General features: G+C 67.4%; 30 protein-coding genes. 20 read left to right on the top strand and 10 right to left on the bottom strand.

Translation table 11 applies throughout. From position 1 onward, the window contains the following. Positions 1-15 precede the first annotated feature (15 nt). The 3 genes from SLQ31_RS26520 to SLQ31_RS26510 are packed head-to-tail and all read left to right on the top strand — an operon-like array spanning position 16 to position 3730. Positions 16-711, top strand: a complete 696-nt coding sequence (locus SLQ31_RS26520; protein WP_319437123.1) for a phosphatidylserine decarboxylase — start codon at positions 16-18, stop codon at positions 709-711. Continuing rightward, positions 708-1553 carry a phosphatidylcholine/phosphatidylserine synthase gene (locus tag SLQ31_RS26515; protein ID WP_319437122.1) on the top strand — a complete coding sequence of 282 codons (846 nt, stop codon included), beginning with the start codon at positions 708-710 and terminating at the stop codon, positions 1551-1553. The genes SLQ31_RS26520 and SLQ31_RS26515 overlap by 4 nt, the downstream gene beginning before the upstream one ends. Before the next feature lie 2 nt (positions 1554-1555). Further along, on the top strand, positions 1556-3730 hold the full coding sequence (locus SLQ31_RS26510) for an AAA family ATPase (protein ID WP_319437121.1): 2175 nt from the start codon (positions 1556-1558) through the stop codon (positions 3728-3730). Here SLQ31_RS26510 and SLQ31_RS26505 read toward each other — a convergent pair. Then, positions 3727-4176: an SRPBCC family protein gene (locus tag SLQ31_RS26505; RefSeq protein WP_319437120.1), complete on the bottom strand. Its 450-nt coding sequence runs from the start codon at positions 4174-4176 to the stop codon at positions 3727-3729. The two genes, SLQ31_RS26510 and SLQ31_RS26505, sit on opposite strands and share 4 nt — an antisense overlap. A 59-nt stretch (positions 4177-4235) precedes the next feature. Here SLQ31_RS26505 and SLQ31_RS26500 point away from each other — a divergent pair, with 59 nt between their 5' ends. Further along, complete coding sequence (locus tag SLQ31_RS26500) at positions 4236-4649, top strand: DUF1707 domain-containing protein (protein ID WP_319437119.1); 414 nt, start codon at positions 4236-4238, stop codon at positions 4647-4649. On the opposite strand, the gene SLQ31_RS26495 is transcribed toward SLQ31_RS26500, so the two are convergent. Beyond that, complete coding sequence (locus tag SLQ31_RS26495) at positions 4637-5218, bottom strand: TetR/AcrR family transcriptional regulator (RefSeq protein ID WP_319437118.1); 582 nt, start codon at positions 5216-5218, stop codon at positions 4637-4639. The genes SLQ31_RS26500 and SLQ31_RS26495 overlap by 13 nt on opposite strands. A 21-nt stretch (positions 5219-5239) precedes the next feature. Between SLQ31_RS26495 and SLQ31_RS26490 the strand changes: the two genes are divergently transcribed. From SLQ31_RS26490 to SLQ31_RS26455, 8 genes are all read left to right on the top strand, one after another. Then, the gene (locus SLQ31_RS26490) at positions 5240-5632 is read left to right on the top strand and encodes a hypothetical protein (protein WP_319437117.1); all 393 of its coding nucleotides are present in this window, start codon (positions 5240-5242) and stop codon (positions 5630-5632) included. A 117-nt stretch (positions 5633-5749) separates the two neighbouring features. Beyond that, the gene (locus SLQ31_RS26485) at positions 5750-8644 is read left to right on the top strand and encodes a Na+/H+ antiporter subunit A (protein ID WP_319437116.1); all 2895 of its coding nucleotides are present in this window, start codon (positions 5750-5752) and stop codon (positions 8642-8644) included. Beyond that, positions 8641-9111, top strand: a complete 471-nt coding sequence (locus SLQ31_RS26480; protein ID WP_319437115.1) for a Na(+)/H(+) antiporter subunit C — start codon at positions 8641-8643, stop codon at positions 9109-9111. Before SLQ31_RS26485 ends, SLQ31_RS26480 begins: the two co-directional genes overlap by 4 nt. Beyond that, positions 9108-10709: a Na+/H+ antiporter subunit D gene (locus tag SLQ31_RS26475; protein WP_319437114.1), complete on the top strand. Its 1602-nt coding sequence runs from the start codon at positions 9108-9110 to the stop codon at positions 10707-10709. Before SLQ31_RS26480 ends, SLQ31_RS26475 begins: the two co-directional genes overlap by 4 nt. Then, a complete protein-coding gene (locus SLQ31_RS26470) occupies positions 10706-11245 on the top strand; it encodes a Na+/H+ antiporter subunit E (RefSeq protein WP_319437113.1) in 540 nt (179 codons plus the stop codon). Before SLQ31_RS26475 ends, SLQ31_RS26470 begins: the two co-directional genes overlap by 4 nt. Then, positions 11242-11529, top strand: coding sequence for a monovalent cation/H+ antiporter complex subunit F (locus SLQ31_RS26465; RefSeq protein ID WP_319437112.1), 288 nt, complete (start codon positions 11242-11244; stop codon positions 11527-11529). The genes SLQ31_RS26470 and SLQ31_RS26465 overlap by 4 nt, the downstream gene beginning before the upstream one ends. Continuing rightward, complete coding sequence (mnhG, locus tag SLQ31_RS26460; protein ID WP_319437111.1) at positions 11526-11873, top strand: monovalent cation/H(+) antiporter subunit G; 348 nt, start codon at positions 11526-11528, stop codon at positions 11871-11873. Before SLQ31_RS26465 ends, mnhG begins: the two co-directional genes overlap by 4 nt. Continuing rightward, positions 11870-12775 (top strand): SAM-dependent methyltransferase, encoded by a 906-nt coding sequence (locus SLQ31_RS26455; RefSeq protein ID WP_319437110.1) that lies wholly within the window; start codon positions 11870-11872, stop codon positions 12773-12775. The genes mnhG and SLQ31_RS26455 overlap by 4 nt, the downstream gene beginning before the upstream one ends. Before the next feature lie 10 nt (positions 12776-12785). Here SLQ31_RS26455 and SLQ31_RS26450 read toward each other — a convergent pair whose 3' ends face one another. From SLQ31_RS26450 to SLQ31_RS26425, 6 genes are read right to left on the bottom strand one after another with little or no spacing between them, the layout of a single operon-like run. Further along, entirely contained in the window at positions 12786-13424 is a 639-nt protein-coding gene (locus SLQ31_RS26450; protein ID WP_319437109.1) for an LON peptidase substrate-binding domain-containing protein, read from the bottom strand. A 2-nt stretch (positions 13425-13426) separates the two neighbouring features. Next, complete coding sequence (locus tag SLQ31_RS26445; protein ID WP_319437108.1) at positions 13427-13762, bottom strand: hypothetical protein; 336 nt, start codon at positions 13760-13762, stop codon at positions 13427-13429. 15 nt (positions 13763-13777) lie between these two features. Next, complete coding sequence (locus tag SLQ31_RS26440; protein WP_319437304.1) at positions 13778-14926, bottom strand: glutamate--cysteine ligase; 1149 nt, start codon at positions 14924-14926, stop codon at positions 13778-13780. Further along, positions 14907-15629 carry a superoxide dismutase[Cu-Zn] gene (gene sodC, locus SLQ31_RS26435; protein WP_319437107.1) on the bottom strand — a complete coding sequence of 241 codons (723 nt, stop codon included), beginning with the start codon at positions 15627-15629 and terminating at the stop codon, positions 14907-14909. The genes SLQ31_RS26440 and sodC overlap by 20 nt, the downstream gene beginning before the upstream one ends. 10 nt (positions 15630-15639) lie before the next feature. Further along, positions 15640-16101: a LytR C-terminal domain-containing protein gene (locus SLQ31_RS26430; protein ID WP_319437106.1), complete on the bottom strand. Its 462-nt coding sequence runs from the start codon at positions 16099-16101 to the stop codon at positions 15640-15642. 40 nt (positions 16102-16141) lie between these two features. Next, on the bottom strand, positions 16142-16450 hold the full coding sequence (locus SLQ31_RS26425; RefSeq protein WP_319437303.1) for a DUF3263 domain-containing protein: 309 nt from the start codon (positions 16448-16450) through the stop codon (positions 16142-16144). Positions 16451-16576: 126 nt separating this feature from the next. Here SLQ31_RS26425 and SLQ31_RS26420 point away from each other — a divergent pair, with 126 nt between their 5' ends. Genes SLQ31_RS26420 through SLQ31_RS26410 form a run of 3 tightly spaced genes read left to right on the top strand, consistent with a single transcriptional unit; the run spans position 16577 to position 18914 of the window. After that, positions 16577-17170, top strand: a complete 594-nt coding sequence (locus SLQ31_RS26420) for a peptide deformylase (protein ID WP_319437105.1) — start codon at positions 16577-16579, stop codon at positions 17168-17170. A gap of 4 nt (positions 17171-17174) precedes the next feature. Beyond that, on the top strand, positions 17175-18080 hold the full coding sequence (locus SLQ31_RS26415) for a GNAT family N-acetyltransferase (protein ID WP_319437104.1): 906 nt from the start codon (positions 17175-17177) through the stop codon (positions 18078-18080). A gap of 18 nt (positions 18081-18098) precedes the next feature. Beyond that, positions 18099-18914, top strand: coding sequence for an exodeoxyribonuclease III (locus SLQ31_RS26410; RefSeq protein WP_319437302.1), 816 nt, complete (start codon positions 18099-18101; stop codon positions 18912-18914). A gap of 5 nt (positions 18915-18919) precedes the next feature. On the opposite strand, the gene SLQ31_RS26405 is transcribed toward SLQ31_RS26410, so the two are convergent. Next, positions 18920-19939: an NADP-dependent oxidoreductase gene (locus SLQ31_RS26405; protein ID WP_319437103.1), complete on the bottom strand. Its 1020-nt coding sequence runs from the start codon at positions 19937-19939 to the stop codon at positions 18920-18922. A 175-nt stretch (positions 19940-20114) separates the two neighbouring features. On the opposite strand from SLQ31_RS26405, the gene SLQ31_RS26400 reads away from it, so the two are divergent. The 5 genes from SLQ31_RS26400 to SLQ31_RS26380 all read left to right on the top strand — a co-directional run bounded on the left by SLQ31_RS26400 (position 20115) and on the right by SLQ31_RS26380 (position 24237). Continuing rightward, on the top strand, positions 20115-21527 hold the full coding sequence (locus SLQ31_RS26400; RefSeq protein ID WP_319437102.1) for a hypothetical protein: 1413 nt from the start codon (positions 20115-20117) through the stop codon (positions 21525-21527). 153 nt (positions 21528-21680) lie between these two features. Next, entirely contained in the window at positions 21681-22556 is an 876-nt protein-coding gene (locus SLQ31_RS26395) for a DUF6159 family protein (protein WP_319437101.1), read from the top strand. Between the two features lie 87 nt (positions 22557-22643). Then, entirely contained in the window at positions 22644-22928 is a 285-nt protein-coding gene (locus tag SLQ31_RS26390) for a hypothetical protein (protein ID WP_319437100.1), read from the top strand. A 34-nt stretch (positions 22929-22962) separates the two neighbouring features. Further along, the gene (locus SLQ31_RS26385) at positions 22963-23361 is read left to right on the top strand and encodes a hypothetical protein (RefSeq protein WP_319437099.1); all 399 of its coding nucleotides are present in this window, start codon (positions 22963-22965) and stop codon (positions 23359-23361) included. 90 nt (positions 23362-23451) lie between these two features. Continuing rightward, on the top strand, positions 23452-24237 hold the full coding sequence (locus SLQ31_RS26380; RefSeq protein WP_319437098.1) for an alpha/beta hydrolase: 786 nt from the start codon (positions 23452-23454) through the stop codon (positions 24235-24237). Here SLQ31_RS26380 and SLQ31_RS26375 read toward each other — a convergent pair whose 3' ends face one another. Continuing rightward, complete coding sequence (locus tag SLQ31_RS26375) at positions 24238-25917, bottom strand: MFS transporter (protein WP_319437301.1); 1680 nt, start codon at positions 25915-25917, stop codon at positions 24238-24240. Positions 25918-26159: the final 242 nt, after the last annotated feature.

Below are 26159 nucleotides of genomic sequence, written 5' to 3'. Positions count from 1 at the left end.
CTAGACTCGTCGCCGATGGCCAGACGCCCCCGAACGTCCGAAGCAACACATCTGCTGGATCTGGTCCGCTCGACCGTGCCACCCATGCACCCGGCGGGCCTGCCGTTCGTCGGCGCCAGCCTGGCTGTCGCTGCCCTGGGGCGGCGGCATCGCTGGGTGCGTACCGCGGGCCTGGCCGCTGCGGGCGCCAACGCCGCGTTCTTCCGCCACCCCCACCGCGTTCCCCCGACCCGGCCCGGTGTGGTCGTCGCCCCGGCCGATGGCCAGGTCTGCCTGGTCGAGACCGCGGTTCCGCCCGCCGAGCTCGGCCTGCCCGCCGAGCCGCTACCGCGGATCAGCATCTTCCTCTCCGTGTTCGACGCGCATGTCCAGCGCGCACCGGTCGGCGGAGAGGTCACCGCGGTGCACTACCGGCCCGGGCAGTTCGTCTCGGCCGACCTGCCCGCCGCCAGCTCAGACAACGAACGCAACAGCATCGTCATCCGCACCCCCGACGGCGCCGAAGTGGTAGCCGTCCAGATCGCCGGCCTGGTGGCACGACGCATCGTGTGCGACGTCCAACCCGGCGACAAGGTGGCCATCGGCGACACCTACGGACTGATCCGGTACGGCTCCCGACTCGACACCTATCTGCCCGAAGGCTCCAGGCTGCTGGTGTCCCCCGGCCAGCGCGCAGTGGCCGGCGAGACCGTGGTGGCCGAGCTCCCATGATCAAACCCGGGCGCCCGGCCGCCATGCGCATCCTGCCCAGTGCGACGACAGTGTTGGCGATCTGCGCGGGGCTGACCTCGATCAAGTTCGCCCTGGACGGACGCCCGCACATCGCCCTCGCGTTGATCGGCGCCGCCGCGGTGCTCGACGGTATAGACGGCGGTATCGCACGCGCCCTGGACGCACAGTCTCGGATGGGCGCCGAGATCGACTCGCTTGCCGACGCGGTGAACTTCGGTGTCGCACCCGCGCTGGTGATGTACGTGTCGTTGCTCCCGACCTCGCCGGTCGGCTGGATCTTCGTGCTGCTCTACGCCGTCTGCGTGGTGTTGCGGCTGGCCCGGTTCAACGCACTGCTCGACGATGACACGCGGCCGGCCTACACGCGGGAGTACTTCACCGGTATGCCTGCGCCGTGCGGCGCAGTTGGCGTGATCGGCCCGCTGGCGGCGATGCTGCAGTTCGGTCACGGCTGGTGGACATCGCCGTGGTTCGTCTGCGTGTGGCTGTCGGCCAACGCGCTGCTATTGATCAGCCGGGTGCCGACGCTGGCGCTCAAGTCGGTGCGGGTGCCGACCAACGCGGCCCCGGTCCTGCTGATCCTGATCGCAGCGGCAGCAGCGGCGTTGCTCTTGTTCCCGTACATCCTGCTCCTGCTGATCATCGTGGGTTACTTGTGCGTCATCCCGTTCACGATCCGCAGCCAGCGCTGGGTCGCCGCCCGGCCGGAGGCCTGGAACGACGAACCCAAACAGCGGCGCGCGGCGCGGCGCGCTGACCGCCGCGGCCAGCCCAACCGCCGTTCGGTGACGCGCCTCGGCCTGCGCAGGCCGGGCGGCTGAGCGTGTCCGCGAACCTGGCGCTGACGGCACGACTGAACACCTCGGCGCTGGATTCCCGTCGCGGTGTGGTGCGACTGCACCCCGAAGCCATCGCCGCCCTTGGCATTCGCGAGTGGGACGCGGTGTCGCTCACCGGTTCTCGCACCACCACCGCCGTTGCCGGGTTGGCATCCCCGGGCACCCCGGCGGGCACGGCGCTCCTCGATGACGTGACGCTGTCCAACGCCGGCCTGCGCGAGGACACCACGGTGCTGGTCGCGCCGGTCACCGTGTACGGCGCGCGTTCGATCACCCTGCGCGGCTCCACCCTGGCAACCCAATCGCTGTCATCGGCGACGTTGCGGCAGGCGCTGTTGGGCAAGGTGATGACGGTCGGTGACACGGTGTCGCTGCTGCCGCGCGACCTCGGTCCCGGCACGTCGACCACCGAGGCCAGCTCCGCCCTGGCGTCATCGGTGGGCATCACCTGGACCTCGGAGCTGCTGACCGTCACCGGCACCGATCCGGCGGGACCGGTGAGCGTGCAACCGAATTCGTCGGTCAGCTGGGGTGACGGGGTGACGGGGTCCAGCGCGCCCGCCCTCCCCGCGGCAATCAGCCCGCCGATGGTGTGGCCGGAAGCGCCGGCGGTGTCGATCGACGACCTCAAGGGCCAGCATGTGCAGGCCGGCCGGCTCACCGAGTGGCTGAAGCTCGCCCTCGACCAGCCTGAACTGCTGGAAAAGCTTGGCGCCAAACCGAATCTGGGTGTCCTGGTCACCGGCCCGGCCGGGGTCGGCAAGGCCACGCTGGTGCGGGCGGTGTGCGCCGGGCGACGGCTTGTCGAGCTCGACGGCCCCGACACCGGCGCGCTCGCAGCCCAGGATCGGCGACGGGCCGTCGCCGACGCGGTCGCCACCGTCGTGGGTGGCGGCGGCGTCCTGCTGATCACCGACATCGACGCGCTGCTGCCCAGCCCGGCCGAACCCGTCTCGGCGCTGATCCTGACCGAGCTACGCAAGGCCGTCGCCGCACCCGGGGTGGCGCTGGTGGCCACCTCCCAGCAGCCCGACGCGGTGGACCCACGGCTGCGCGCACCGGATCTCTGCGACCGCGAACTGGGCGTGAGCCTGCCCGACGGCGCCACCCGTAAGGCACTGCTGGAGGTGCTGCTGCGTGACGTCCCGGCAGATAATCTGGCCCTCGACGAGATTGCCGATCGCACACCGGGATTCGTCCTGGCCGATCTGGCTGCGTTGGTCCGGGAGGCGGCCTTGCGGGCGGCCGCCCGTGCCAGCGAGGACGGCAAGCCGCCGGCCCTGACCCAGGAGGATCTCAAGGGCGCACTGACGGTCATCCGGCCGCTGTCCCGCTCGGCGACCGAGGAGGTGTCTGTCGGTTCGATCACCCTCGACGACGTCGGCGACATGGTCGAGGTCAAGCAGGCACTGACCGAGACGGTGCTGTGGCCGCTCCAACATCCGGACACTTTCGCCCGACTCGGCGTCGAGCCACCCAAAGGCGTGCTGCTCTACGGCCCCCCGGGCTGCGGTAAGACGTTCGTAGTGCGCGCGTTGGCCAGTTCGGGCCGCCTGAGTGTGCACGCGGTCAAGGGCGCCGAGCTCATGGACAAGTGGGTCGGCTCCTCAGAGAAGGCCGTTCGTGAATTGTTCGTCCGGGCAAGGGATTCCGCACCGTCGCTGGTGTTCCTGGACGAGATCGACGCGCTGGCGCCCCGGCGTGGGCAGAGCTTCGACTCCGGGGTCACCGACCGGGTGGTGGCCGCGCTGCTGACCGAGCTCGACGGCATCGAGCCGCTGCGCGACGTGGTCGTAGTGGGCGCCACCAACCGCCCGGATCTGATCGACCCGGCGCTGCTGCGCCCAGGACGACTGGAGAAGCTGGTCTTCGTCGAGCCGCCGGATGCCGACGCGCGTCGCGAAATCCTCCGCACGGCAGGCAAATCGGTGCCGCTATCGCCGGAGGTCGACCTCGACGCACTGGCCGCGGAACTCGACGGGTACAGCGCGGCCGACTGTGTGGCGCTGCTGCGCGAGGCCGCGCTGACCGCGATGCGCCGCTCGATCGACGCGGCCGACGTGACGGCTGACGATGTCGCCAAGGCACGTGCGACGGTGCGGCCGTCGCTGGATCAGGCTCAGGTGGAGTCGCTGCGCGCGTTCGCAGCCAACCGCTAACTCCGTTCGGCGAGCGCGGCGAGCCGGTCGACCGAGGCCTGCAGTTTGTCCGCCGTGGTGGCGCGCGCCCGTTCGAGGCGGGTGGGGTCCGTCAGGTCAGTCCAGTCGTAGGTGTGGGTGACGACCGTGGTGGCATCGTCGACGGGCTCGAGCTGCCAGCGCCACAGATGGCCGAGCGGCGGTGCGCCGACCTCTGATGGGCGCCACGCGATCAGCCGGCCCTCATCGAACTCGACGACGTGATTCTCCCGGTCGACGCGGTAGGTCAGCGTCATCGTGAACACGTCACCCACGCCGTGGACCCGCTGCCCTGGCGCGGCCTCTGCGAGGTTGTCGTTGCCGTCCCACTCGGGCTGGCGGGCCGGGTCGGCGATCAGTTCGAAGATGACTGCCGCGGGTGCGGCGATGCGCCTGCTGGCGCTGACAACACGGTCCGGTTCGGTCATGGGGGTAATTCAACAACATCCGTTGACAGTCCACTAGTGACATGTCAGAGTTGGACGGTATGAGTATCACCACCATCCGAATCGGCGACCACGACCGTCAGACCACCGCTGACCTGCTGTCCCAGGCCCTTGGGCTGGGATACTTCGACCTCGCGGAGTACGAGACTCGCGTCCAAGCAGCATTCGCCGCCGAGACGGCCGAGGAACTGCGCCGCGTCGTCTCCGACCTGCCCGTCGAGCACCTGCGACGCACTGACCCCGGCCGGATCGCGGCCCGCAAGAGCGCCGCCCGCGCTTCGGTGCGATTCCACCTGGCCGGCTACGCGGCGATGGTTGCGATCGTCCTGACGGTCTGGCTGGCTATCGCGCTCACCACTGGTGAGACGGCATATTTCTGGCCGATCTGGCCGATCCTGGGCGGGGCCGTCGGCCTGCTTGGCCACGCACTCCCGGTGCGGACCTACTGCCGGTAAGCCGCCAACAGCGCACGCACCGAATCGGCGAGGTCCCCGGCCAACCACTCGGGAACGTCATCGACGTGGTGGCGCACCGCGGCATACGGCAGATCGACAACCGCACGCTGCAACACGTCCAACGATCGACGGTCGTCCGCGCCGTACAGCTCACGCGCCAACTCTCGCAGCCGCTCGGCTAGAGGGGCATTGCGACTCGTGATCGCGGCGACCAGGTCGCCACCGTCGGCGTCCACCAGATCCTCGGGCCGAACCGTCAGCAACAATCGGGCGTCGCCAGGGAAGCTGCGGGCGAATTCGATCGCCGACAGCGCCATCGCGACGGCCGTCGCCACAGCGGAATCCGCCGTCGCCGCCACGGCTAGGGACTGGAAACGGTCAAGGGCTCGCAACCACGTGGCGGCCAGGATGCCGTCGCGATTGCCGAACCGGTGATACAGCGTGCCCACCGGCGCACCGCTGGCCTTGGCGATCGCCGCGACGCTGGCCGCCCGCGGACCCTCGGCGAGCACCAGGCCGCGCGCCGCATCCAGGATCGCGTCGGTTTCATGCTTCCGCGGTGGTGCCACGATCTAGTACAGTCCTTCTATATGGAACGATTACCCTATATCGATGAGCATGCCATAACCGTCCCCGCGGACCGCGCAACGACGTGGCACGCGGTTCTGCAAACGATGTGCAGCAACCCCGAGGACCCCGAGACCGTCCCGTTCGGGTTCGTCCTCGACGTCGCCGAGCAACCGGATCGCTTCGCGCTCAAGGGACGGCACTGGTTCTCGGTGTACAAACTGATCTTCCTGCTCTCCGACGACGCGGCCGGCGGCACCCGCGTCGCCGCGCAGACCTGGGCCGCCTTTCCCGGTGCCAAGGGCAAGATCTACCGCGCCTTGGTGATCGGATCGGGCGGACACCGGGTCGCCGTGGGGTGCATGCTGAGACGCATTGCCGCTCAAGCTGTTTCGGAGTCGGCACCCAGAGCCTGAGCACCCAGGCGGCGCGGTCGGAAAATCTGCTGTGCCGTCAACCCCGTAGACTGCTGACAGGACATAGCCGAAAACCTTTGGTTGACACCCCGACCGACCGCGCTAGATCGGAGTGCCATGCTCGTCATCCTGATCGCGCACGCGATCGCCGCCGCCGTGGCGCCGGCGCTCGTGCAGCGATGGGGACGGCTGGCCTTCTACCCGCTGGCGCTTGTCCCGGCGGCATCGCTGATCTGGGTAGCACTCAACTGGCCGCACGACGGCCAGCCGGCTGCTGTCGACATCCCGTGGATTCCGCAGCTGTCGATGAACATCACGCTGCGCTTCGACACCCTGACCGCCATCATGAGCGTGCTGGTGCTGGGTATCGGCGCACTGGTGCTGTTCTACTGCGCCGAGTACTTCCACCACCGCGACGGCCACACCGAGAACCGGCTGCCGAGTTTCGCCGCTGAACTCGTCGCGTTCTCCGGGGCCATGTTCGGCCTGGTCATCAGCGACAACATGCTGTTGCTCTACACGTTCTGGGAACTGACCACGGTGTTGTCGTTCCTGCTCGTCGGGCATTACGCCGAGCGCGCGACCAGCCGCCGGGCCGCGATGCAGGCGCTGTTGGTCACCACCGCCGGTGGGCTGGCGATGCTGGCCGGCATCATCATCCTCGGCCACACCGCCGGCACCTACCTGCTCTCGGAACTGGTGGCCAACCCCCCCACCGGCACCGCCGTCGCGGTCGCCGTCGTCCTGGTACTCATCGGCGCGCTGTCCAAGTCCGCGATCGTCCCCTTCCACTTCTGGCTGCCCGGTGCCATGGCCGCCCCGACCCCGGTCAGCGCGTATCTGCATGCCGCCGCGATGGTCAAGGCCGGCGTCTACCTCATCGCCCGGCTGGCCCCCGGGTTCGCCGACTCCCCGGGCTGGCGACCGACCGTCATCACCTTGGGTGTGGTGACCATGCTGCTGGCCGGCTGGCGCGCGGTCCGTGAATACGACCTCAAGCTGATCCTCGCGTTCGGCACGGTCAGCCAGTTGGGCTTCATCACCGTCATGGTTGGCGGCGGGGGGCGGGACCTGATGCTCGCCGGACTGGCGATGCTCTGCGCGCACGCACTGTTCAAGGCGACCCTGTTCATGGTCGTCGGCGTGATCGACCATTCGACCGGCACCCGTGACATCCGCAGGCTGGCCTGGCTGGGACACCGCATGCCCGCGTTGTTCGTCATCGCGGCCGGCGCGACCGCGAGCATGGCCGCGCTGCCACCGTTCCTGGGCTTCGTGGCCAAGGAGGCCGATTTCGAGACCATCGCGCACAGCTCATCACTGGGTGGCTGGGCACCCGTGGTGCTCGCCGGTGTGGTGATCGGCTCGGTGTTCACCACGATCTACAGCCTTCGATTCCTGTGGGGTGCGTTCGCGCGCAAGGGTTCTCACGGCCCGACCAGCCTGGTGGCCAACCTGCACCGCCCGCCGGCCACCTTCCTGGTTGCCCCGGCGATCCTGGCCGCGGCGGGACTGTTCCTCGGCGTGGTGCCCAGTTACCTCGACACCACGTTGGACGGCTACGCCGCGACCTTGCCCGCTGCCGGCGCCGACGACGGCCACTACACGCTGGCGCTCTGGCACGGCGTCAATCTGCCGCTGGTGCTGTCAGCACTGGTGCTGGCGGTCGGTATCACCGCGTTCTTCAGCCGCGAACGGCTGCGCCGCGCGCGGGTGGGCACCTGGAAGCCGCTGGGCAACGCCGACCGGATCTACGACGCGGTCATCCGCGGCGCCGACCTCGCGTCGGTGCGGCTCACCGCGGTCACCCAGCGCGGCTCCATCCCGGTCACCCAGTCGGTGATCCTGTCGACGCTGGTGTTGTTCCCCGTCGCAGTGCTGGCCTTCGGCGCCAGGGACCACCCCCAGTTCCGGCTGTGGGATTCGCTTGTGCAACCGGTGGTGGGTCTGCTCATCGTGGCCGCCGCGGTGGCCGCCACCATCCTGCGCAACCGGTTGGCCGCGGTGCTGCTGGTCGGCATCACCGGATATGGCTGCGGCGCGATCTTCGCCTTCCACGGCGCCCCTGACCTGGCCTTGACGCAGTTCCTGGTAGAGACCCTGACGTTGGTCATCTTCGTGCTGGTGCTGCGCACCCTGCCCGCCGAGGCCGAGGAAGCCAGACGACACCGACTGCCCCGCGTGGCGCTTGCACTGGCCGTCGGCGCCACCGTCACCACCTTGGCGGTGTTCGCGATGGCGGCGCGCACCGGCACCCCGATCGCCGACCTGCTACCGGATGCTGCCTACGACCGCGGCCACGGCGCCAACACCGTCAACGTGCTGCTGGTCGACATCCGGGCCTGGGACACCCTCGGCGAGATCTCGGTCCTGGTGGCCGCCGCCACCGGCGTCGCGTCGCTGGTGTTCCGCAACCGCCGCTTCGGCGCGGCACCGCGGGTGTCCGATGCCGGCCAACCCGATATCGGCCTCTTGCCCGCGACGGCCTACAGCCCGGCCGCCGGCGACACCACCTGGCTGCGGGGAAGCGAATTGCGCGACCCGCGCAACCGCTCCCTGGTGCTCGAGGTCGCCACCCGGCTGATCTTCCCGCTGATCATGGTGCTGTCGGTGTACTTCTTCTTCACCGGTCACAACACCCCCGGCGGCGGCTTCGCCGGAGGGCTGACCGCCGGGCTGGCACTGGTGCTGCGCTACCTCGCGGGCGGGCGCTACGAGCTCGGCGAGACGCTGCCGCTGGACGCCGGGAAGATCCTCGGCGCCGGGCTGGCGCTGTCGGCCGGCACCGCCGTCGGCTCGATGTTGCTCGGCGCGCCCGCACTGTCGTCGGCCGTGATCACCCTGCACCTACCGCTGCTGGGCACGGTGAAATTCGTGACCGCCCTGTTCTTCGACCTCGGGGTCTACCTGATCGTCGTGGGCCTGGTGCTTGACGTGTTGCGCAGCCTCGGCGCGCGGATCGACGAAGAGGTCGCCGGTACCCGCCCCGCAGTGAGGGCGAGGACGTCATGATCGTCTATCTGGTTCCGCTCATCATCATCGGCGCGCTCACCAGTTGCGGTGTGTACCTGTTGCTTTCGCGCAACCTGACCCGGATGCTGCTGGGCCTGCTGTTGGTCGGCAATGCGGTCAACCTGCTGATTCTCACCGTCGGCGGCGAAAGCGGGAACCCGCCCGTCCGCGGGCGCACCAGCGGCACGGAGACCACAACAGCCGACCCGCTGGCCCAAGGCATGATCCTGACCGCGATCGTCATCGCGATGGGGATCGCCGCGTTCGTTCTGGCGTTGACCTATCGCTCGTTCCGGTTGACCACCGAGGAGGAAGTGAGCAACGACCCGGAGGATGCCCGGGTGTCGAAGCTCTCCGACTCCGAGGCGTCTTCGGTCGACGAAGACGCCCCCCACCCCCAGCCCGACCGGGACACCGACGAGCCCGACGAGCTCGACGCACTGCCCGGCCACGAGGGGTCGCGATGAGCCTCGCTGGTGTGTTGATGCCGCTGCCGGTGCTGATCCCGTTGGTGTCGGCGGCGCTGACGTTGATCGCCGGGCGCAGGCCGCGGCTACAACGGCTGATCGCCCTGGCGGCGCTGACCGCCGTGCTGGCGGTGTGCGCGGTGCTGACGTACCTCACCGACCGCGACGGCACCCAGGCGCTGCACGTCGGCGGCTGGGGTCCGACCGACGCGGGGCTCGGGCCGCTGGGCATCACGCTGGTGGCCGATCGGCTTTCGGCGCTGATGCTCGTGGTATCGGCGATCGTGCTGCTGGCGGTGGTGTTCTACGCGATCGGGCAGGGCATCCGAGACGGCGACGAGCAGCAGCCGGTGTCGATCTTCCTGCCCACTTACCTGGTGCTGTCGGCCGGCGTGTGCACCGCGTTCCTGGCCGGTGACCTGTTCAACCTGTACGTCGGTTTCGAAGTGCTGCTGACGGCAAGCTTCGTGCTGTTGACCATCGGGGCCAGCAAGGACCGGGTACGCGCCGGCATCTCCTACGTGATGGTGTCGATGGTCTCGTCGCTCATCTTCCTGATCGGTCTGGCCTTGATCTACGCGGCCACCGGGACGCTGAACATGGCCGAGCTCTCACTGCGGCTGCAGGACATCAGCAGCGGCACCCGAAGCGCGATCTTCGCGGTGCTGCTGGTGGCCTTCGGCATCAAGGCCGCGGTGTTCCCGCTGTCGGCGTGGCTGCCCGACTCCTACCCGACCGCGCCCGCGCCGGTGACCGCCGTGTTCGCCGGCCTGCTGACCAAAGTCGGTGTCTACGCGATCATCCGGGCTCACGCACTACTGTTCCCCGCCGGTGGGCTGGACAACGTGCTGCTGGTCGCCGCACTGCTGACCATGCTGGTGGGCATCCTTGGCGCGATAGCCCAGAGCGACATCAAACGGCTGCTGTCGTTCACCCTCGTCAGCCACATCGGCTACATGGTGTTCGGCATCGCACTGTCCAGCCGGCTCGGCATGTCGGGGGCGATCTACTACGTCGCCCACCACATCATCGTGCAGACCACGCTCTTCCTGGTCGTCGGCCTGATCGAGCGGCAGGCCGGTGCCTCGACGCTGCGCCGCCTGGGCGGGCTGGCCGCCGCGAGCCCGCTGCTTGCGTTCGTATTCCTGGTCCCGGCACTGAATCTCGGTGGTATTCCACCCTTTTCGGGCTTCATCGGCAAGGTCGCACTTTTGGAGGCGGGTACGGCCAGCGGCTCGGTGCTGGCCTGGTTGCTGGTCGCCGGCTCGCTGGTCACCAGCCTGCTGACGCTGTACGTGGTGGCGCGGGTGTGGACCAAGGCGTTCTGGCGGGACCGCGTCGACGCCCCCGAGGGTGAGCTCGCCGACTCCGCACCGTCGGTGCTGCTCGACGACTACTCGGCGGACATCGCCTTCGACGACCGCGGCGACGTCGGCCGGATGCCGATCGGAATGGTCGCTCCCACAATGGCTTTGATCGCAGTAGGAGTGGTGCTGACGGTGGCCGCCGGGCCGATTTTCGGCTACACCGACCGGGCCGCCAACGAGGTGCTCGACCGCGGCCAGTACATCACCGCGGTACTGGGGAGCTACCGATGAGAACGTGGGCGCTGCGGATCTGGACGCTGGTGTGGCTGACCCTGGTGTGGCTGCTGCTGTGGGGCACCGTGTCGGTGGCCAATGTGCTCTCCGGATTGCTCGTGGCGCTCGTGATCACGCTGCTGCTACCGCTGCCGTCGGTTCCGGTGCAGGGCCGGCTGCATCCCCTGTCCCTGCTGTGGCTGGCGCTGCACGTGGCGTGGTGGCTGGCCCAGTCCTCGGTGCAGGTGGCGTGGCTGGCGATTAGGCCGGGCCGGCCACCGCTATCGGCGGTGCTGCGCGGGCATTTTGCGCTGAAGTCCGATCTGGTGCTGGCCCTGGCGGTGAACATCATGAACCTGACCCCGGGCACGATCGTCCTCGAGATCGACCAGGCCCGGCGGCTGGTCTACGTCCACGTGCTCGACGTCGGATCCGAGCGCTCGGTGGAGCAGTTCTACCGGCAGATTACCCAGCTGGAACGTCTCTTGATCGCCGCGTTCGAGCGCGATTCCGAATGGCAGCCTGCGGCAACCGAATCCGAGGAGGTCGCATGACGATCATGTGGGTGCTGTCAGGCGTGATGCTCGTCGCGGCCGCCGCGGTGACGATGATCCGACTGCTGATGGGCCCCAGCACGCTGGACCGCCTGGTCGCGGTTGACACGCTGGTGGCGGTGACGATGTGCGGTGTCGGCACCTGGGCCGCGTTCAGCCTGGACACCACCGTCACCTACAGCCTGGCGGCGCTGTCGTTGATCAGCTTCGTCGGATCCGTCAGTGTGGCCCGGTTCCGGGTGCCCGACCTGACCCGCAGGTCCCCAGGACAGGACACCGTATGAGCATCCTCGAACCGCTGGCCGCCGTGCTGGTACTCCTCGGTTCAGCGCTGGCGCTGACCGCCGCCATCGGTGTGCTGCGCTTTCCGGACACCCTGACCCGCATGCACGCCGCGACCAAACCGCAGGTGTTGGGGCTGTTGCTGGTGCTCGGCGGCGCAACGATCCGGCTCAGCGGCAACGTCGACGTCGGCATGCTCGTGCTCACCGCGATGTTCACCCTCATCACCGCGCCGGTGGTGGCGCACCGGGTCGGACAGCTGGCCTACCGTGAACAGCAGATCAGTGATGATCTGACCGTCGACGAGATGCGCGACGACACCGACAGAACGAAGCCGAATCCGTGAGCCGAACCGAAGACGACACCTGGGATATCACCGAGAGTGTCGGCGCCACCGCACTGAGCGTGGCCCGCGCGCGGGCCGTCGAGACCGACGCCGACCGCCCGCTCTACACCGACCCCTACGCGCACTTCTTCGTCGAAGCGGCCACCGAAGCGGGCTGGCGCTCGCCGTTCCTGGACGGGGACCCGGTGCGCGCCCAGGCCATGGCCGCCTACATCGCGTCACGGACGAAATTCTTCGACGATTTCTTCACCACGGCCGGCGCCAACGGAGTGGACCAGGCGGTGATCCTGGCCGCCGGCCTGGACACCCGCGCCTGGCGGCTGCGGTGGATCGACGCCACGACGGTGTACGAGATCGACCAGCCGAAGGTGCTGGAGTTCAAGGAACGCGTACTCGCCGAGCACCGGGCCCGGCCTGCCGCTCGCTACGCCGCGGTGGCGGTGGACCTGCGCCACGATTGGCCAAAGGCGCTGCGCCAGGCCGGTTTCGATCCGTCCACCCCGACCGCGTGGTCGGCGGAAGGACTGCTGCCGTATCTGCCCGCCGCCGCACAGGACGCGTTGTTCGAGCAGATCGACGCGCTCAGCGCGCGAGGCAGCCATCTCTCGGTCGAGGCATTCGGGGAGGTGTTCTACTCCGCCGAACAGCTGGCCAGGCGTCAGGAACGAATGGCAGAGGCACGCCGCGCGGCCGCCGAGGCCGGCGGTCCGGAGCTCCCCGATGTGACCCGGCTGTGGTACATGGAAGCGCGCACCGACGTCGCACAGTGGCTCAGCGAGCACGGCTGGGAGGTCAGCGCCATCGCGGCGGTCGACCTGATGGCGCACTATCAGCGCCCGGCGCCCGATGGCCTCGAGGACCCCGTGCCCGACACGGTCCTGCTGAGCGCCAGGAAGCTCTGATCCTGCGCAGCTATTCTTCGTCGGCGATCTGGAATTCGACCATGGCCGTGACGGTTTCGATGGCATCGGTGAGCGCATCGACCCGCTTGGCCACCGTGGGTGCGGCCAGCACCGCGTACCGGTCGGCCTGCCCCATCGGGACGCGGGCGGCCAGCGCGTAGATGTGCAGCGACGGATCCTCGGCGATCTCAGGTTCGACGGCGAGGGCATCGGGCCGCAACTGACCGCCGCGGGTGGAGACGATCCGCTCGAACAGCGCCAGGATCTTGTCGACGACCACACCGATCTGTTCGGGGGTCACCGCCGGGCCGGGTTCATCGGGCCAGGGTTCGACGACGGCCCGTGGGTACGGATCGTCGGTCAGCCACTCGAGGACCCGGATTCGATCACCGACAACCGTTTTCAGTTGATATTGACCCATTCCATGGTCGGTGTACTCGGCGATGCGAGCCAGCGCGCCAACCTCGCTGCGAGCGTCCCCGCCGCCGACCTCGCGCCCCTGGGTGATCAGCACGACACCGAACGCCGGGTCGCTCATCGCCAGGCAGTCAGCCACCAGCTGTGAGTACCGCGGTTCAAAGATCCGCAGCGGCAACAACTCCCCCGGCAGCAGCGCCGACTGCAGCGGGAACATCGGTTGCGCGGTCATGACTAGCGGATGCCCTGCCCCATCACCACGTCCTTCACCGGTGCACTGGGGTCGACGAATCCGCACAACGCACCGGCAACACCGGCCCACAGTTCGGGGTTCATGGCGACCAGCTGGTTGCCGCTCTTACCGATGGCCTTGATCACCTCGCGGCGCGTGACGACGTCCATCGTCAGGTACTCACGGCAGGTCGTGGTGAGCAGATCGGCGGGCACCATTCCCTTGCCGGCCTCGCCCGGTGTCGCCACCGGAGTGCCGGTGATCGGCTTGGCACACCCGCCGCCGGCGATGATCACCGCGGCAGCCAGCACCGCCAAACCCAGTCGACGAATCCTCATGGGCGCCTCCAATCGTTAGATATCAAGCTCCCCGACCAACGAGTCAACCACCGCGCGCAGATCGCCGCCGTTGTCCTCGGCCACCTTGTGCTGGCGCTGATACGACGCGCCGCGCCGCGGAATGTCGGCGACAAGTGCCAATTCGTCTGCGCAGTGCAGAGATTCGGCTACCGGCTGCAACCGGGTCAGGAGATCGTCGAGATCCTCGGTGACCAGCCGCTCGTTGCTGTCGGCGTCGAGGATGATGATGGCGTCCAGTCCGTAGCGCGCCGCGCGCCACTTGTTCTCCTGCACATGCCAGGGCGGCATCACCGGCAGTTGCTCACCGGCCTCGAGCCGGCGGTCCAAATCGACCACCAGGCAATGCGTCAGCGCCACCAGCGCCGATAGCTCACGCAGGTTGGACACCCCGTCGAACACCCGTACCTCGATCGTGCCCAGGTGCGGTGAGGGCCTGATGTCCCAACGGATCTCGTTGATGTGATCGATGATGCCGGTCTTCTTCTGATCGTGCACGAACCATTCGAACTGACGCCAGGTCTCGAACTGGAACGGCAGACCGGCGGTCGGCAACTGCTGGAACATCATCGCCCGGTTACTGGCGTACCCGGTGTCGTCACCGGCCCAGAACGGCGAGGACGCCGACAGCGCCAGCAGATGCGGGTAGTGGTTGAGCAAGGAGGAGATGATCGGCATCACCTTGTGCGCCGAGGACACCCCGACGTGCACGTGCACACCCCAGATCAGCATCTGCCGGCCCCACCACTGGGTCCGCTTGATCAGCTCGGCGTAGCGCCGCCCGTCGGTCAGCTGCTGCGCTGACCACGACGCGAACGGATGGGTGCCCGCACAGAACAACTCCATGCCGCGCTCGTGCACGATCTCCCGCGCACCGCGCAGGGTCGACCCGAGATCGGTCATCGCCTCATCGACGGTGTCACAGATACCGGTGACGACCTCAATGGTGTTGCGCAGCAATTCTTTGTGGACGTGCGGGCTCTCGCCGACATCGGCGATCACGGCCGCCGCCTCGTTGCTCAGATCCCGCGTCGCCGTGTCGATGAGAGCGAACTCCCACTCGACACCGAGTGTCGGCCGGGGCGATCCGGCGAAGTCGATGCGGCCGGGTTTGGCCGCTGACGGCTTAGCCGGTGCCGACGACACCGCACGCCACCCGCTTGCCAGCGTCACCGGTGGCCATGGTGGTCTCGTCCGGACCCGGCGCGCCGCCGTTGATCTGCTGGTAGCGCTCCGGCGGGATGTTGGCGAAGTTGTCGGCATCCGCGTGGATGATGATCGCGGTGCCGTTGCCACCGAGCAGGTCCTGCTTGGTGAACCCGGTGGTCGTGGTCACCAGCGTCGCGCTGCCGTCCTCGCGGACCTGCAGCGAGGCCAAGTCACCGCTGGCCGGGTGTCCGGTGTGTCCGCTGGCCTGGAAGTGGCCGCCGGCGGACAGGAAGTCACCGGGCGCGCCGCCGGCCGGTGCGACGGAGTTGGCCTCGCACTTGGCGACCGAATGCAGATGCAGACCGTGGAAGCCCGGCGTCAACTTGCCGGTGCCGGTGGTCTGCACGGTCACCGTGGCGAAGCCGTCCTGGAATTCGAAGGTGGCGGCGGCCACCTGGGTGCCGTCGGCAGTTTTGATCTGCGCGGTGAGGGTGTCGGCGTGGCTGGCGGACGCCGCCTCCGGCGCTCCGTGCGACTCCTCGCCCGAACCGGCCGGCGCGGGGGCGCCGGTCCAGACCGCAGGCGGCGTGCCGGGCTGCGATGCGATCGGCTCATTAGGGCTACAAGCGCTCAGCAGCGCAACGGGAGCAACGAACAAGACAGCGGCGGCAGTTCTCAAGGGGCTCACGGGCTTGACCATGTGCCGAAGCCTATCCGGTCACCAAAACGATGACGCCCGGTGGTTGCTCGGCAATTTCTGGAGTTCTCGGTGCCACCGGGACGTTCAGCACCTTGGCCACCGCCTCGGCGGCGGCCTGCTCCCCGTCGGTCGTGCCGTAGTACACCGTCGTCGCCGGCAGCGGGGGCACTTCGAGGTTGCTGGTCTCGGCGACGTTCCAGCCGGCCTCACGCAGGCGGTCGCCGATCCGGCTGGCCGCGCCTTCGCCTTCACCGACGTTGTAGACCCGCACATCGGCCTTGGGCGCCGGTGCGACCGACGTCTTGCTGGTCGTGGTGGTGACGGTGCGCACCGAGGTGTCGTCACTGCTGCTGTCGCTGCCCGAGCCCATGGCCTGGAAACCGACCAGCAGGAAGATCACGCCGAGGAACAGCAGCACCATCACCATGGCCCGCAGTGGCAGCCCGGAGGAATCAGGTACGCGGTCGTTCATCGCGCCCACTGTAACCAGGAGGGGCCATCAACCCGAAAAATCAGGGAACCTCGAAGCCGAGCCGGCGGGCCGCGCGCGCCTTCTGCCGGCTCGCCCGCAGCCGTCGCAGCCGCTTGACCAGCATTGGATCAGCCGCAAGCGCCTCGGGGCGGTCAACAAGAGCGTTCAACACCTGGTAGTAGCGGGTGGCCGACATGGAGAAGAGGTCCTTGATGGCCTCTTCCTTGGCGCCGGCGTACTTCCACCACTGCCGCTCGAAGGCCAGAACATCGTATTCGCGGCGAGTCAACCCATCGGGAAGGTCGGCGTCGTCATTAGACCGCTCGGCCCGTGCCATGGCGCCGTCCATTTCGATCTGCTGACCCTTTCGAAGACCCTGAGAAGACATCCTTATGCTCGGCGCTCATTCAATCACGGTTGAGCGGGTTGGGACGGCAGCCAACCCCGCGCGTCGGCTGACTTAAGCTTGCCGATCATGGCAGTGAGACCAATTGTGATTCTGGGTGATCCCGTTCTCCACACTCCGACCCAGCCCGTGCAGGTCGGACCCGATGGTTCGCTGCCCGAGGATCTGGCCGATCTGATCAAGGACATGTACGACACGATGGACGCGGCCAACGGAGTCGGGCTGGCGGCCAACCAAATCGGGGTCGGACGGCGGCTATTCGTCTACGACTGCGCCGACGAGCGCGGCAAGACCCCCCGCCACCGCGGCGTGGTGATCAATCCGGTCCTGGAGACCTCGGAGATCCCCGAGACGATGCCCGACCCGGACGACGACGACGAGGGGTGCCTTTCGGTGCCCGGCGAATCGTTTCCGTGTGGCCGGGCGAAGTGGGCCCGGGTGACCGGCCTGGACGCCGACGGCAACGCCGTCACCCTGGAGGGCCACGACCTGTTCGCCCGGATGCTGCAACACGAAACCGGTCACCTCGACGGGTTCCTCTACGTCGACAAGCTGATCGGGCGGCACGCTCGTGCGGCCAAGCGCACCGTGAAGTCGAACGGCTGGGGGGTGCCCGGCCTGTCGTGGACACCCGGTCAGGTGCCCGATCCGTTCGGTCACTGAGCCGATGGCCAGCCTGCCGCCCGTCGGCAGTCGGGTGAGCATCCGCTATCGCCTGTCCACGGGCACGGCGCACTCGATGACTGACGTGATCGGTGAGCTGCTGGCCGTCGACCCCGTGATCGTGCTGCGCACCAAATCCGACGGACTGGTTGAGGTCTCACCAGCCGACGTGGTCGCGGTGCGTGAGCTCAGCGTGGTTCCGGTGCGCGCCTCCGAAATTCGGGCGCTGGAACACGCAGCGGCGCTGGCCTGGCCGGGAACCGAACAGAGCTGGCAGGACGGCTGGCTGCTGCGAGCCGGCGGCGGATACACCAGCAGAGCCAACTCGGCTGTGCCACTGGATTTTTCGGCGACCATCGAGGCGCTACCACCGATCATCGACTGGTATCGGCACCGGGGGCTGCCGCCGTGGCTGGCACTGCCGGAGCGGCTGCTGCCGATTCGCGCAGAGGGCATCAAGCACACCCGGGTGATGGTCGCCGACCTCGCCGAGGCCGAAGCGGATCCGGCGGTGGCGCTGAGCAGCAGTCCAGATGCGGCCTGGCTGACCGGGTATGAGCGCGAGGTTCCGGCCGAGGTGCTCACGGCGGTCGTCGACGGCGAGGTGGTGTTCGCCTCGCTTGCGGACGCCGCAGTGGGTCGCGGCGCAACGACGGATGCCCCGGACGGCACCCGCTGGCTGGGGATCTCGGCGGTCCACGTCGGCGCGGACCAGCGCAGGCAAGGACATGCCCGACGACTGTGCGTGGCCCTGCTGGCCTGGGGCGCACAGCACGGCGCGACCCGGGCGTACGTGCAGGTGCTCAGCGACAACAGCGGTGCGCTCATGCTGTACCACTCGCTCGGTTTCCGGCTGCACCATCACCATCGCTACGTCGATGCGCGGTCATTGACCGCACGTACTCTGTAGCCCATGCCCGACGACGTCCTGCGCCTTGCCACCTGGAACGTGAATTCGATTCGTACCAGGGTGGACCGGGTCGTCAGCTGGCTGCAGCGCGGTGACGTCGACGTGCTGGCGATGCAGGAAACCAAATGCTCTGACGACCAGTTCCCCACCATGCCGTTCCTGGAGGCCGGCTACGAGGTGGTGCACTGCGGGTTCAACCAGTGGAACGGCGTCGCGATCGCCTCCCGGGTCGGCTTCGACGACGTCGAGGTCGGCTTCGACGGCCAGCCGACGTGGAGCAAGGACGGGGTCGACCCCAAGGCCGAGGCCCGCGCGCTGGCCGCCACCTGCGCCGGCGTCCGGGTGTGGAGCCTCTACGTGCCCAACGGCCGCACCCTGGCCGACCCGCACTATCAGTACAAGCTGGAATGGCTTGCCGCCCTTCGTAATACCGCCGAATCCTGGCTGCAGCGCGATCCACAGCAGCCGATCGCCCTGGTCGGCGACTGGAACATCGCACCCACCGACGAGGACGTCTGGGATATCGCGGCGTTCGACGGCGCCACGCATGTGTCGGAGCCGGAACGCAAGGCGTTCAACGCATTCGTCGAGACCAAGTTCACCGACGTGGTGCGCCCGTACACCCCCGGCCCTGGGACCTACACCTATTGGGACTACACCCAGTTGGCTTTCCAGAAGCGCCGCGGCATGCGCATCGACTTCATCCTCGGCTCACCGAGTTTGGCAGCCCGAGTCACGCACGCCGAGATCGTCAAGGACGAACGCCGCCCCGGCAAGAAGGGCGATCCCGCGCCCAGCGACCACGCGCCGGTGCTGGTCGACCTGAGCCGCTAGCGTCCTCAGACGCTGGAGGGCTCGCTGACTTTCACCAGCATCTTGCCGACGTTGGCACCGGTGAAAAGCCCGTTGAGTGCGTCGACACAGGATTCGAGCCCGTCGAAGACGGTCTCGCGGTGCACCAGTTTGCCTTCGGATTCCCAGCGGCGCAGATCGGCGAAGGCTTCGTCGAAGCGACCCCACATGTCCAAGGCGTTGAACCCCTGCATCGTGGCGGTCTTGGCCAGCAGGTTGACGTAGTTCGCCGGCCCGGGATGCTCACCGGTGAGGTAGCTGGAGATCACACCACACAGCACCACCCGGGCCGTGGGGGCCAGCCGGCCCAGTACCGCGTTCAGGATCGGGCCGCCCACGTTGTCGAAGTAGACATTGACGCCCTTGGGGCAGTGCAGTTTGAGGGCGGCGGGGATGTCGTCGTTCTTGTAGTCGATACAGGCGTCGAACCCGAAGTCCTCGACCACCGCCCGGCACTTGTCCGGTCCGCCGGCGATGCCGACGACCCTGGCGCCGGCGATCTTGGCGATCTGCCCGGCCACCGATCCGGTGGCACCGGCGGCCGCCGACACCACCACGGTCTCCCCCTCCTGCGGGCGGCCGATGTCGGTCATCCCGAAATACGCTGTGGCCCCGGTCGGCCCGTACACGCTCATGATCGCCAACTGATTGGTTTCGCCCGGGATGGGCGTGCTGAACAGGTCGTCGCGGATGATCGCGTAGTCCTGGAAGCCGGTGAGGGTGGTGACGATGTCGCCGACGGCGAACGCCTCACAGCGTGATTCGACGACCTCGCCGATCCCGGCGGCGCGGATGACCTCGCCGAGTTGCACGGGCGGCAGGTAGCTCGGCTGGTCATCGAGCCAGGTACGAACGGCCGCGTCAAGGCCTACATAGGTGGTGCGCAGTAACGCCTCACCTTCGGCGAGCGCGGGGGCGGCCGTGGTGACCAGCTCGGTGTCGGTGGGTTGCACCAAGCCCGAAGGGCGGTGGCGCAGCAGGATCTGGCGGTTCGTCGGCGCGGGCACGGACAGGAAGCTACCGAAGACGGCGCCGCTTTGGAGCCCAGATGAGACAGTCCGCGGTAGGGCGGCATGGCAATCCGGTACTGTCCAGCAAACAGTCAAGGGGTTCCAACGTGGCGCCCCGGATGGTTTGATCGCAGTGCCATGGTTGGCCCGTGGCATCTCCGGGGAGGTCTTGGTGCAAAGCGCAACCGCAGCGTTCTATTACAAGCCTGCAGCTTTCGCGGCAGCTGTCGCCCTGTCGTTGTCGGCGTTGTTCACCGGTATCCCGGTGAGTGCTGCCGATCCCGACGACGGTGACGGGGGCAGCAGCTACGACGACGGCGGCAGCTACGACGATGGTGGCAGCTACGACGACGGCGGTAACTACGACGACCCAGGCGTCGAAGACCCGAGCGATGTCGACGACGGCGGTATGGACGACGCGCCCGATACGGACGATCCCGCCGACGAGAATGAACCGGAATCTCCCGGCGCGACCGGAGAAGAGCCCGACAACGCGCCCCAACCCTCTGGTGAGGAACCTGGCGGGCAAGGCGAGGAGCCGGATACCGGCACGCACGAGCCGTCCGAAGCCCCCGACGAACACCCGTCGGCCACCGAAGCACCCGAAGAACACCCGTCCGCCGGCGAAAGCCCAGATGAGCACCCGTCGGCCACTGAAGGCCCCGACGAGGAGCCATCCGGCACCGAGACCCCAGACGACGCGCCCGACGCGGAGCCCAAGCCGGACACCTCCGAGGTCCCACCCGGCGACAGCACCACGGCTCGCCGCGGCAGGGTCGTCGGCCCGAAGACCACTCGAAAAGGGGCCCGCTCCTACGGCCAAAAGGTCAAGTCCGCGGTGTCCCGGCCGGCCGGGTCCAAAGGCGGGCGGCTGAGCAGCCCGGTCAAGAAGTGGAACTCGCGCTGGACCGCGTATGACCGCTACTACCGGCCGGTCTTTGCCAACCCGTATCAAACCCCGCTGCAGGTGGTCTATGACGATGGTGGCTCACCGCGGACATTCACCGTGCCGCCACTGCAACGCGGTGTGATCGATACACCGGGGCCCGGCGTCTACAGCTTCACGGCCTCGACGCAGGGAGCTTCGGGTCCACCCACCAACGTTTCGGTGGGCAGCTTCTCCGGCGGCGGTTTCAAGCCGGCCCCGGGGCAGGCACCCCCGCAGAAGCCGGCACCTCTCAACGTCACCAAGAACGCTCTTGTCCAGATCACGTTCGACCAGGGCACGTCCGTGCCGTTCCGGGTGCGGTCGCTGACCGACCTCGGTAATGATCCCGCCGTCGGCAACACCACGAGAGTCCTTCTCGACGGCGAGATTCCGGCGTGGGGTAAATGGTCGAAGGATGAACACGGCGAAGCGCTCTTCCAGACTTCGCGGACCCAGTTGTTGCCCGGCATCGATCCGCCGGCCCAGGATCCCTTGCCCGGCTACGACATCAAACTTGTCGCCGCCCAACACCCCACGTCCTGGGTTGCGCGGCACCGCACACTCCTGATCGGCGGCGGAATCACGGCCGGTGTGGTGGTCCTGGCAGGTGTCGCCGGCGGATTGGTGATCAGGCGCAGGCGCGCCGGCGGCGGGTAATTCTTTGGCCCCCTAGTCGCTCGGGTCGAATAGCGCGCGAACGCGCTTCAGTGACTATCAAACAGCAAACCTTCCCCTAATTCGCGTTGCAGGTGCTTTGATTCGGGAGCCAAGGCCGTCATGGCCGAACCGCGAATGGCGAGGAGAAGCCGCATGTTTGAGTCATTCAAGCGCGGTTGGAGCATGGCCGGCGCGAGTTGGTCGGTCTTGAAGGCGTACCCGAGACTGGCGCTGTTCCCGGTGATCTCGGGTATCGCCCTAATCGGGGTGAGCGCTGTGTCCATCATTCCCGCGGGAGTGGGTGCGATGGCCGGTGCCGGGATGAACCTCTCCGACAAGGCGGTTGAGTCGATCGCCTACGTCGCCTTGTTCGTCTGGTATTTCCTGTGCACGTTCGTGGTGGTGTTCTGCAACGCCGCGCTGATCTCCTGCGCCATGCAGAGCTTCGCCGGCCAGCCGCCGACGATCGGCTCGGGATTCGCCGCCGCGGGCAAGCGTCTGCCGCAGATCCTCGGCTGGTCGCTGGTCGCCGCCACCGTCGGGGTGATCTTGCAGGCCCTGCAGTCACTGCTGACCGACAAGCTCGGATTCTTCGGGGATCTGCTGGCCGGCATCTTCAGCGCCGTCTGGGGAGTCGCCACCTACTTCGTGGTCCCCGTGCTCGTCACCGAAGGGGTCGGACCGATCAAGGCGGTCAAACGTTCGTCGGGCATCCTGCGCCGTACCTGGGGTGAATCCCTCGCCGGCTCAGGCGGACTCGGCCTGGTCTCATTCTTATTTGTCCTTCCGCTGTTCGCATTCATCGCCCTCGGGGTGATGCTGGCCGGCAGCGCCGGCGGCGGCGTTGTCGGCGGGGCCGCACTGGGCGTGCTCATCGCGGTCGCGGTGATCTACGTCCTGGCGCTGATCGTCGTCTTCACCGCGCTCGGCTCGATTTTCCGCGCGGCGGTGTACGTCTATGCGACCACCGGTGTGACGCCCAGCCATATGGACGCGACCCTGCTGCAGTCCTCGTTCAGGAACAAGTAAGGCCGCACCCCTGCCGATTGTGACCGCCGGGTGAACATTGGGCGATTCGGGTGGCGATCGCCGGCAACCGCAACGACGATCTTCGAGATGGGATCGTTTGTGTCGGTTTATGTCGACTGGGCAGCCACCGTGGAGCACGTCCGTGCCGCCGCGACCACACTGCCGATGCCCGCCGGAGTCCTCGGCGTCGACGTCGTGGAGGCCGGCGACACGTTCGGCTGCCGGATCGCTGTCGACCTGACTGGTGATTTCGACGAACGGCGCGAGGGCCCGCGCATCGCCCGGTCCTATGCCGCCCAACTCTCCGAGACGCTCGCGGTGCCGGCGTTCGCGCTCCACGACCTCATCCTGGCCGGCCGTTCGGATTGGTGAACCCGGGCCGTTCTCGGCTAGTCACGGTCTGTTCGTGCGGACATGGTGGGCTGAGCCGGTGAGTTCGGACATCGACATCCTGATTCCCAAAAGCACGGCACACCAGACGGTGACGTGCATCGACGCACTCATCGAGATCTATCGCCGGGAACGGCCCGCCGACGGTTCCCGGGTAGTCGGCGATCTCATTGAGCTCCGGGAGGTGATGTCGCAGAGCATGCGGGCCTCCCGCGATCGCACCGCCCGCGTGGCAGCTGTCACGCTGGTCCGGGTCTCCGATCGCCTCAAGGCCTGCGCCCAAGACGAATTGGGTCCCGATGAGATGCAGGCCGCGATGTGGCGCACCGCAGGACGGCTACACCGTTGGGTCGCCGAGGGCGCCGCTCCGCCGGTGGGTACTCGGCCGGCCGCGCAGGCCTCACCCCGAGACTGAGGCGCTCCATCCAGCGAATTCGGCAAGGACGGCACAATCGTCTGACAAGATTCACCGAGATGCCGAGCCCGATTCGAAAAGGGTGGCCCAGTGCTTGAAGTGATCGACAAGGGGTCGGCCACCGCCGCGAACCCGACACCGCTGCTTTTTGTTCACGGCGCTTGCAGCACAGCGAGAATCTGGGACGACCACTTTCTGGACTTCTTCGCCGGCAAGGGTTATCGGGCCGTCGCGCTGAGCTTTCGCGGTCACGGTGCCAGCAGCTCGTCCACACCTCTCGAAACTTGTTCTATCGCCGATTATGTGGACGACGTACACGCTGTCGTTGCCGAACTGGGCTCCCCGCCGGTGCTCATCGGGCATTCGATGGGGTGTTGGGTCGTACTGAATTACCTTGCGGTACACGTTGGTTCATCGGCGGTTCTGATGGCACCTGGTACACCACAGGGCTTGCGCCGATGGGCGATCCGCGCGGCGCGTCGCCACCCGTGGCTGGTCCTACGCAGCAATTCGTTCGGCAACCCAGTCGATCTGTTCAACACTCCGGCCTTGGCCCGTGAATTTCTGTTCAGCGCCAACACACCCGAGTCCACTGTGACATCGTGTGCCTCCCGGCTCGAGCCCGAAAGCCCACGCGCTGCGCGAGACACGGTGAAGCAACTTCCCGACGCTCGCGTTATCGCCGCACCGATGCTTGTTCTCGGCGCAGGAAGCGACGGCTCACGAGTCGACGGAGACGCGGCCGCTGTCGCGGAGATTTATCAGGCAGATATCGAGATCTTTCCCGACATGGGACACGTCATGATGCTGGAGCCCCGATGGTCCGACGTCGCCGAACGAATCCACACCTGGTTGGCCGGCCAGCAGCAGCAGTGATCAGGCCTCGTCGTCACTAGTCGTGCCGCCGTAGCGGCCCGCGCTGAACATCGACGCGATCGCGCCGATCACCATCATCAGCGCGGCGGCACCGAACACCACCACCAACCCGGAGTGGAACGGCCCGGTGATCAGGTTCGGGAAGAACGTCTGCCCGGTCAGCACATCGGCATTGACACCAGGCTGGTGCAGCGCGTCGTACGGCGCCAGCAGCTCGGCGATCGGGTTATAGCCCAGGAACGCGGCAAATAGACTGCCGACGGGTGGCAGATTGGCCACGTCGTGGGCCACCGATGCTGAAATGCCTTGTGCCTGTAGTCCCTGACTCATCGCGGCAGGCAGGGTGTTGGCCAGCCCGACGATCATCAGCGAGAAGAAGATGCCGATGGACAGCGAGTTGCCGGCGTTGAAGAAGGTCGACCGCACTCCCGAGGCCGCACCCCGTTGAGAAGCCGGCACGCTGGACATGATGGCCGCGGTGTTGGGCGCGGTGAAGATACCGCCGCCGAGGCCATTGAGGAACACCAGAACCGCGAAGACCCAGTAGTCGAAGTTGACCGGGATCATCAGCAGTGCAACGAATGTCGCCGCCATCAGCAGCATGCCGGCCACGGTGAAAGGCCGTGCGCCGACCCGGTCGGCGAACGATCCGGCGATGGGTGCGGCGGCGAGAAAGCCGAACGTAGCCGGCAGCAAATAGATTCCGGCCCATAGTGGCGTGGACTCGAAACTGTAGCCGTGCAACGGAAGCCAGATGCCCTGCAGCCAGATGATCAACATGAATTGCAAGCCGCCACGGCCCATCGACGACATCAGCCCGGCGAGGTTGCCCATGCCGAAGGCGGCCGACCGGAACAACCGGATGTCGACCATCGGCTGGGCCACCCGCAGTTCGATGAAACAGAACGCCACCAGTAGCAGCAGGCCTCCGATGATGGAGCCCAGCACCAGCGGGTTCGTCCAGCCCGTCGTCGAGTCGCCGTAAGGCTGGATTCCGTAGGTGATTCCGACGAGCAGCACGGTCAGCCCGATACCGAAGGTGAAGGTGCCGGCCCAGTCGACGCGACCGGGACTGCGGACGCCCAGTTCCTTCAGGGAGCGCACGCTCCAGAGCGTGCCGATGATGCCGATCGGCACACCCACCCAGAAGATGGCCTGCCAGTGGATCTCGGAGAGCACGCCGCCGATGAGCAGGCCCAGGAACGAGCCGGCCACCGCCGCGACCATGTTGACCCCCAGCGCCATGCCGCGCTGATTGGCGGGGAACGCATCGGTGAGGATGGCCGACGACGACGACATCAGCATCGCGCCGCCGACGCCCTGGATCACCCGCCAGGCGATCAACCAGATCGCCCCGCCATCGAGATGGAACGGGTCGAATGACAGCGCCACGGCCGCCAGCGTGAACACTACGAAGCCGATGTTGTAGATCTTCACCCGGCCGTACATGTCGCCGAGCCGGCCGAACGGCACCACGAGCACGGCGGTCACGACCAGATAGCCCATCAGCATCCACAGCAAGTAACTGACGTTGCCGGGTGCCAGTGGGTTCAGACCGATGCCCCGGAAGATGGCCGGCAGCGAAATCAGCACAATCGAGGCATTGACCGCCGCCAGCAGGATGCCCAGCGTGGTGTTGGACAGCACCACCCACTTGTAAAACGGGTGATCGTGGTCCATCCGGCGACGGCGACGGTCGGTTTCGGCCAGCGCGGGGTCAAGCTCGGTCGTCACAGGCGAATCTCGTTTCGTATGCAAGCGTCTAGCAAATAGCAATGAGCGCCTGCCGGCGCAATAACACATATGTTAGCTATACAAATCAAGTAGAGCCAATCGTCATTCGTGACTCTGATGTGACGCTCGAGAGCAGGGCGCAACGACCCGGCCGTAGTCAGCAGCCATGGGCTACTGTGACGGCGGAA

It is taken from the genome of Mycobacterium sp. RTGN5, from assembly GCF_033804465.1.
Lineage (GTDB): Bacteria > Actinomycetota > Actinomycetes > Mycobacteriales > Mycobacteriaceae > Mycobacterium.
This window is presented reverse-complemented; position numbering and strand designations above follow the sequence as displayed.